The organism is Aeromonas sp. DNP9 (genome assembly GCF_001728955.1).
In the GTDB taxonomy this organism is placed as follows: domain Bacteria; phylum Pseudomonadota; class Gammaproteobacteria; order Enterobacterales; family Aeromonadaceae; genus Aeromonas; species Aeromonas veronii.
The window spans coordinates 37792-44957 of record NZ_LYSQ01000033.1 but is presented as its reverse complement, the minus strand read 5'-3'; the positions used below and the strand labels follow the sequence as shown (position 1 = coordinate 44957).

At 47.7% G+C, this 7166-nt stretch carries 5 protein-coding genes and 4 pseudogenes; 4 read left to right on the top strand and 5 right to left on the bottom strand.

The genetic code is table 11. The annotated features are described in order from the left end of the window. Positions 1 to 129: pseudogene (locus A9G06_RS22150) on the top strand (IS5/IS1182 family transposase); the annotation flags it as partial. Positions 130 to 190: 61 nt separating this feature from the next. Here A9G06_RS22150 and A9G06_RS19355 read toward each other — a convergent pair. Next, a complete protein-coding gene (locus A9G06_RS19355; RefSeq protein WP_069556298.1) occupies positions 191 to 733 on the bottom strand; it encodes a winged helix-turn-helix domain-containing protein in 543 nt (180 codons plus the stop codon). Between the two features lie 256 nt (positions 734 to 989). Here A9G06_RS19355 and A9G06_RS19350 point away from each other — a divergent pair, with 256 nt between their 5' ends. Beyond that, on the top strand, positions 990 to 1271 hold the full coding sequence (locus tag A9G06_RS19350) for a hypothetical protein (RefSeq protein WP_069556297.1): 282 nt from the start codon (positions 990 to 992) through the stop codon (positions 1269 to 1271). On the opposite strand, the gene A9G06_RS19345 is transcribed toward A9G06_RS19350, so the two are convergent. The 3 genes and pseudogenes from A9G06_RS19345 to A9G06_RS19330 form a co-directional block, all read right to left on the bottom strand. Continuing rightward, positions 1268 to 2418, bottom strand: a protein-coding gene (locus A9G06_RS19345) for an IS3 family transposase (RefSeq protein ID WP_139126305.1) whose coding sequence is annotated in 2 segments (ribosomal slippage) — positions 1268 to 2190 and positions 2190 to 2418 — 1152 coding nt in all. Because the reading frame shifts where the segments join, the coding sequence is not laid out codon by codon here. The genes A9G06_RS19350 and A9G06_RS19345 overlap by 4 nt on opposite strands. A gap of 638 nt (positions 2419 to 3056) precedes the next feature. Continuing rightward, positions 3057 to 3317, bottom strand: a pseudogene (locus tag A9G06_RS21735) (transposase); the annotation flags it as partial. A 146-nt stretch (positions 3318 to 3463) separates the two neighbouring features. Next, positions 3464 to 4345, bottom strand: a complete 882-nt coding sequence (locus A9G06_RS19330; RefSeq protein WP_171903406.1) for a hypothetical protein — start codon at positions 4343 to 4345, stop codon at positions 3464 to 3466. 229 nt (positions 4346 to 4574) lie between these two features. Between A9G06_RS19330 and A9G06_RS19325 the strand changes: the two are divergent. Continuing rightward, positions 4575 to 4835 (top strand): annotated as a pseudogene (locus tag A9G06_RS19325) (winged helix-turn-helix domain-containing protein); the annotation flags it as partial. 254 nt (positions 4836 to 5089) lie between these two features. Further along, positions 5090 to 5241, top strand: a pseudogene (locus tag A9G06_RS21730) (IS256 family transposase); the annotation flags it as partial. Between the two features lie 100 nt (positions 5242 to 5341). On the opposite strand, the gene A9G06_RS22145 reads toward A9G06_RS21730, so the two are convergent. Next, positions 5342 to 6310, bottom strand: a complete 969-nt coding sequence (locus A9G06_RS22145; protein WP_139126304.1) for a hypothetical protein — start codon at positions 6308 to 6310, stop codon at positions 5342 to 5344. Positions 6311 to 7166 lie beyond the last annotated feature (856 nt).

The window sequence follows — 7166 nt, the reverse complement described above, 5'->3', positions numbered from 1 at the left end:
AAACAGTTGCAGGCGGGGAAAGTCAGTCTGCGTAACTACAACGGCCAAGTGGGAGAGGTAATGGCGTATGTCAGCGCCATAAACAAACTCAATACCCTGGGTCTGCCTGTCAGAAAGCCCCGAGTGTAACGGTCACTTGGGGCTGGGGGAGTTGTGGTTTGATGGTTGATTTGGGAAACAACGCCATTGTTTAGAATAAATGCATTTTAGCGGTCAGTATTTCAGCAAGCACTGTAATGATAGACGCAGAAAAAGCAGTGATGGCAATGTGTACGAGACCATGCTTGCTTAATGAAGCTGCCATATGCGCTTGGTGCGAACTACCCGGTGCAACTAATGCCTCTGGTTCATGAACGCGGTATACCGCTGGTTCTTCGAATGTCACTGTATCAGAATATGTGCTGGACAAGAGTGCATTCCCTTCACCTTCCACAGCTAACATATACCCTTGTCTCGGAAATGTTTTGAGCTCACAGTCAATGTCGGAATGCAGTGCAAGGGCCTTTCGTATGTTCGAAATCGCTTTTGTCAATGAGGTCTCGGCGACCAAGACATTGCCCCATACCTTATCGTTGATAAATTGTTTAGACAACAAGGTGTTCGGGGTATCGAGAAGCAACAACAAGATATTTGACTCTCGTCCACCCAACTTGGTAATCCCTGCTTCAGTCTGAATTTCGCGTTTTGGGTAGCAGAATGTTGCGTTCTGACCTAGTGGATACGATGTTCTCATGAAGTTGATCCTCGTTATGTGTGGTGGAGTGAGGAAAGCATAAGAGGGAACCTAAAATGGGGCAATGTCACGAAAAATCAAAATTTTTCCGATGGGTCTTGATTTTTTATTGTTAGAGGCATTGTTGACTAAATCCGAACAGGGGAAGCCTTTCCCCAAGCTGCTTCCCGCTCAGTTGGCATTGCAAGCGACTCATCGCGTCCGTTAACGTTTCATCATCGAACGTACCGCCACGGTCAATCAGATGAGAGCGTTGATGCTGGAATATGGTCTCACCGTACCAGTGGGCAGAAAAGTCTTCGAACGCTCCCAACCGGCGATCCTTGAAGATGCCGAGAATGGCTTAACTGATTTTATCCGCGCCCTGGTATTGCGCCTGAGAGAACGGTGGCAACAGCTGGATATTCAGATTGATGAGATGAGCCTCATGCTCGGACAAGCCTCGAGCACATCGAGTTTGTGCCAAAAAATCAGTACCGTCCCCGGCATTGGACCAATTGTCTCAACCGCGTTGATTGAATCGCCCCGGATTTTCTAGACACTCTGTTGCTGAAAAATAAATTGCCTTTCAAACTCTACCGGCGACAGCCCATCATTGGAACCATGACGCCTGATTGGGTTGTAAAACATCTCGATATAATCAAACACATCGCTGCGGGCTTCGTCTCTTGTCGGGTAAATCCTGCGTTTGATCCGCTCCCGTTTGAGCAATTGAAAGAAGCTCTCGGCGACAGCGTTGTCGTGACAGTTGCCACGTCGACTCATGCTGCAACTCAGGTTGTGGGCCTTCAGAAAGTCCTGCCATTCACCACCGGTAAACTGGCTGCCCTGATCCGAATGCACCAGTACCGGCTGCTTGGGCTTGCGCCACCAGACGGCCATCAATAACGCATCAACCGCCAAGTCTGCCGTCATGCGTGGCTTCATCGCCCAGCCGATGATCTGGCGAGAGAACAGGTCGAGCACCACCGCCAGATACAGCCACCCTTCTTGAGTGCGGATGTAGGTAATGTCAGTCACCCAGGAGATGTTGGGGGCTGGCACCTTAAACTGACGTGCCAGCGTGTTTGGGGCAGCCAGTGGGCTCTTGCCTCCATAATGCCCCTTACGGCGTTGATAGCCCGTTTGCGAACGCAGCCCTTCCCGCTTCATTAATTTGGCCACACGGTGCTTGCCGCAGGCTTCCACCAAGTCACGAAGATCGTGATGGATCTTGCGATAACCGTAGACAGCACCACTTTCCAGCCAGGATTGCTTGACCAATCTGGTCAATCGTTCGTCCTCCTGCTGCCGTGGCGACGCGGGCTGTTTCAACCACGCATAGAAGCCACTTCGGTGAACCCCCAGGGTCTGGCACAGGGTAACGACACTGTACCGGTCGAGTCGGGAGGTTATGAACGCGTACCTTTCCTTGACTCGCTGGCAAAGTACGCGGCGGCCTCCTTTAAAATGTTGCGCTCCTCGGTGACTTGGCGCAGTTCGGCTTTCAGACGGCGTATCTCGGCTTGCAAGGCAGACTCTTCGTACTGCTGGTCAGCGGGCTTACCGTACTGCTTGAGCCAGGCATACAGACTGTGGCTGGATACCCCGAGGGCTCGTGCAACATCAGCCACAGGCCGCCCGCGCTCGGTGACTTGTTTAACAGCTTCTATCTTGAATGTTTCTGGGTAACGCTGACGGGTCATAACACCTCCAATAGTTGCCTCATTTTAAGGCTGTGAGGTGTCTAGGGAACTGGGGGCGATTCAGATTGCCGCAATTGGCAATGGCTCACAATTCAAGAAAGCCCGCGACCTGTCAGCCTGGTTGGGATTCAATGGGTGGCAAATCTTCGCTCGGCGGGATCAGTAAGCGTGACAATAGCTATTTAAGGCAAATGGTTATTCAGGGCGCCAAAGCGCTGAAAATTCACATGAAGCGTGACAAATCATCGTTAGGCGAATGGGTCGCGAGGCTAGAGGTCGGCCATCACCACCATGTGGTCCTTATCGCCTTGGCCAATAAGATAATGCGAATTTGCTGGAAAGTGCTGACATCCGGCAGGGATTACCAACCCTATCCCAACCCAAGCGCAGCCGTTTAACAGATATAACTCATACCCGGTTTTGCGAGCCAAAAACAGATGACAGAAGCGTTTACCCCACGACGTTGCAGCCTAGCTAAAAAAGCAGTCTCTCATGACTGGTAGCTTTATTAGGACGACGACGTGCGGATCCCATCAAGGCCAGAGCCGGAAAACGGCTCACAGACAGGCCGGATACATTGACGCAAACGACTTCTGGAAATCAGTTCAAGCTTGCAGATAAGGAGCAGACCATACATTTTTTAGAATGTCCTTTTCGCGCTCGAGCCGATTGATGCGGGCTTCCAGCTCCTGAATTTTCTGCTGTTCTGGTGTCAGTGCTTTATTAGTTGGGGTTGTACCACTGCGTTCGGATTGCAGTTGCTGAACTCAGCGACGAAGTACGGTTTCACCGACATCCAGTGAATGGCTAGCTTCGGGGACAGAATATCCCTGTTCGAGCACCAGGGATGCGGCTTCGAGTTTGAATTCGGCAGTAAATGAGCGACGTAATCTTGTCATTGAACACCTCAGGTCATGGTGGCGACTGTACCACCTAAAATGGTGTCCTGGATGATTAGACCACTACACCTGGAGCTAGGGCCGTCATGACTTGCTGGCTAATTTTGGCAACAACGGCCTACCCTGTAGAGGTTGTGTGGTAACGGTTAACCGAGGTCGCTGAGCCGAATAGGGTGTCTTGTGAGCGTTGTGAAATGATTCCTATAGGTGTTCACGTATTTTTTAGCTATATTTAGGATAACAGGATTGGCGAAAAACCTAAGAAAATCAAATTCATGGATGTACAAATTTCCAAAGGTTGCATCCGGTAAAGAGCAAATCGATTTTCCCCCTAAGGTCTCGGACAGCATTAACCCTTGTAGACCGCGAAATTGAATGACTAATTTCTGTTTATTGGAGTAGTGTTCAAGCATGAGGTTTACTAACAAACCGCACAGCAAAAGAAAATGTTCTGACGAACGATAGTAGCTCAATGTTATCGCGACACAATTTTTTTCTGAATAATCTGATTCGTTCCGAGTAATGCCAAGGCAATCTAAATGGACGTTTAACCCGTGCTGCATCCAGATAAAGGATTCCACTGCCATATTGTCCTGCTCGCCAATGGCTAAGAGCTCAACATTGATGGGGGCGTAGAGGCTATGCGCTTGCTCTGTGATGCTCTTCAAAGCCTCGAGCTTATCCGAGAAGCGTTGTACATAGGGGTACAGGTCAGTGTTTTTACCCCTACTGTGGAATAAATATTCCTCGTGCTCAAACGCCAGAATGTGATGATAAGGCGCATCAAAGCGACTGAGATAGTTGGTGAAAATGCGTTCGTCAACACTGCTTACTTTAGCTTCTTCGAACGTATCCATGTACTCTGAAAGACATTGACATGACTGAGCGATCAATAACTGCTTGTGAAGACTCGGCTTTGATGTGCCTTTGGTCCAACGACCAAATGTCAGAGTATCTAAGCCGTGAAAATCTTCGCAGGCCAACTGAAGTCGGATCAATAGTTCTTTTTTTGAAATCTTCTTTAACACGATATCTTGTAAGAATTTATGAAATTTTTCCATAGGATTAGGTTAAATCATGAATTTCTTATACTATAAGCGATTTTGATTTTTCGTTCAAAGTATCGTCCTCTGTATATCAGGAATCGTCTAAATAGCTGTTCCGAATAGTAGATCACTGGAGGAAGGGAACTCAGTCCAGTTTGTGCGATCTCATTAGCCGCCAAACAAAACAAGCCACACCCAAAGGACTGAGTTGATGCCTATCCTACCACCCCTGCCACAGCCACAACGGCGCCGCATTCACAAAATCATCCATGCCACGCGTGATAAAGGGCATGCTCGTCTCTTGATGGCCATCAAGATCAATCGGTTAACAGGGCTCAATGTGGCAGCCTCTACACTTCGTCGCTGGTTACATCGTATGGGTATTGTCTGGCACAGGCCCGTGCCAACCTTGCGGATAAAAGACCCAGCCTATCAGGAGAAAATGGCGAATATCGACGCTGCGCTGGCCCGAGTGAAACACTTCATGGATACCGTGTCTCCTTTCCGGGGGAATGGCTATGGCACAGCGAAGGTGTAGCACTATTGGGATCCGTTATTTAGAAAGCACAAAGTCAGCGATGTGTGGGGGGGGGGGAGATAGAGGAGGTGGCTTATACTGCGGATTGATATCTGCGAAGAATCTCAATCAACAGAGGTAATATGCCATGACCAAATCTGCCCTCATAACCAGTCACAATCAGCAGCCAAGTCAACAGACCCGCCAAGGACCTGCTGCGTGAAGGCGCCAGAGACCAGATTGCCCAGGTAGAAGAAGCTGAGCTCCAAACCCTACTCGAGCGCAGGGTCAGCTAAAGCTCCCTGAAGGTTGCCAAGCTGTGGTGCGCAACGGCTTGTTGCATGGACGCACCATCCAAACTGAATCCCCCTTGTCTACTCAGCCTTACTTCATCCTGTGAAGCTAAGCCACGGTACTCGCCGTGGCTTAATTAAGGTTAAGTGACGATGGGGTTCACAGCTTTATGGCATTGGGAATGCAGGCCTTCCCGTAGGAGATGATGAACTATCTGCCGGAGATGGCAGGTCACGATCAATTGTGTGAAATGCTTTGCCTGTAATGTAGTCTTGGTTATCAATTACACCGGATGCAAGGCAGCCAGCAAAATTCATGCTTGCGCCTACTAGAGCATCACATCTATCTCCTGTTATTTTAGCTTGCATAGCCGTGGACCACCATTGAACACCGGAACTAGCGAACGCAGCACTAGCAGACATGTCGCCTGTGGCATTCTGGGTCAGGAGGTTCACATATTCTTTTGCCTTTTGAGGAGGAAGTCTACAGTGCCCGTTCGAGATCAGGTTGCTGTTCACGGTCTCCAAGGAATTTGCAAAAACTGGGCTGGTTCGAGCCTGGCTTGATTGACGCAAGGAGTTATTCTTTCGTAACGCCTGTCGCAGTTTGTCTCGTTCAGGTTGAATAAACTTCGGCTGTTCGGCACTGTGTGTGAGGGCATCATGTACACTCTTAAAAAGCGGGCAAACACATTTCTGACCCGTGGTATCTCTTGAATTAAAAGGCGTTGAATTGCTGGGCCACAAGTTGTCCCTCATGGGAGGAATGCTAGCATTAAAATGCGCACCGTCAGTCGATGACTGATCTTTTTCCTCATTTGACCGAAGTCTGATCATGTTCTGAATGATGTTGTATTGTTCGGAATTTTCTTGCAGCGCGTTAGCCGCAATTAATTCGGAACAAATTTTTTCCATCTGCTTTGACGATGTATCGTTGCTCTTGAGTGCTAGCCATCTTGTCACTACAAACTCTTTATTATCCATAATGGTGCGCGTTCGCGCAGAGTCTCGAGGATGATGATTACTCGTACGCTTGTTACGAACACCTGAAACGAGCATTTTCTGACCTGAACCAGATAGGCTACCCTCATCTCTCAATAATGAAGGTGATTTATTGAAATCAATTGGTCTGTCCATATCTATAACTCCAATTCGATATAGGGTTTGTATAAGATTTTTGCATGACGCTTTTAACGTCTGATAGCGCTAACCGATAGAAAAATTCGATTAGTGCAATCAATTTCGACTATCTCATCATGCGACCGGTATTTGATCACTGATAGGGGGGTATTTTTCAAATTTTTTTGTTGCGCAGCATTGCTCAATCTCGTAATACGATGCGAATGGCAGCTTAGAAAAAAAGACCCAGTCTGTTATTTGTATGAAATCGCAATGGGAGCATTGCAGGCAATGGAATAAAAATGAAAAAATATGGCTTTCTCTGAGTGAGGAGTCTGCAGTCTTCAGGATTACCAATTCCTAGGGTGTGTTCTTAAAAATATGATGATGTTATATCTATATTCTTAATCGGTTAATAACTATGTGGTATGCCGTCAAGATCAATTGATCGATGCACAGTGGAGGGGTAAGTCCATTTTCAACATTAGCGCAAAACGGAAGTCTTTGGTGAAATCTACCATAACTATTCGGTGCATGATGTTCGGTAAATAGACTTTTTGACGTTGGCTGAATACAGGGCGAAGGATGTCATTTATGACGGATTATAAATGTATCTAAATGCAGAAGTACTTGGTGAACACGTCATTTTTTGCATGGATGTCATCCATGCCTAGGCATTCAAAAGAGCTGAGGTGTCTATACAAGCCCGTCAAATCAAGCATTAGATGGTGAAAAGTGTTCGGTCGGTGTTCCGTGTGATTGCAGTCGCTTCATAGGTTCTCTATGGGGTGTGAAAAATTGCGGAGTTTTTTCTGTTTTTATCAGGGTGATTTCTGAAATTGTTGCTTGTGGAGATGGTGGGTTGAGGTTATGG

What these genes read in the sequence shown, in the direction of transcription:
- A9G06_RS19350 (WP_069556297.1), top strand. Translation starts at nt 990, where the DNA reads ATGCTGGAATATGGTCTCACCGTACCAGTGGGCAGAAAAGTCTTCGAA.
- A9G06_RS19355 (WP_069556298.1), bottom strand. Translation starts at nt 733, where the DNA reads ATGAGAACATCGTATCCACTAGGTCAGAACGCAACATTCTGCTACCCA.
- A9G06_RS22145 (WP_139126304.1), bottom strand. Translation starts at nt 6,310, where the DNA reads ATGGACAGACCAATTGATTTCAATAAATCACCTTCATTATTGAGAGAT.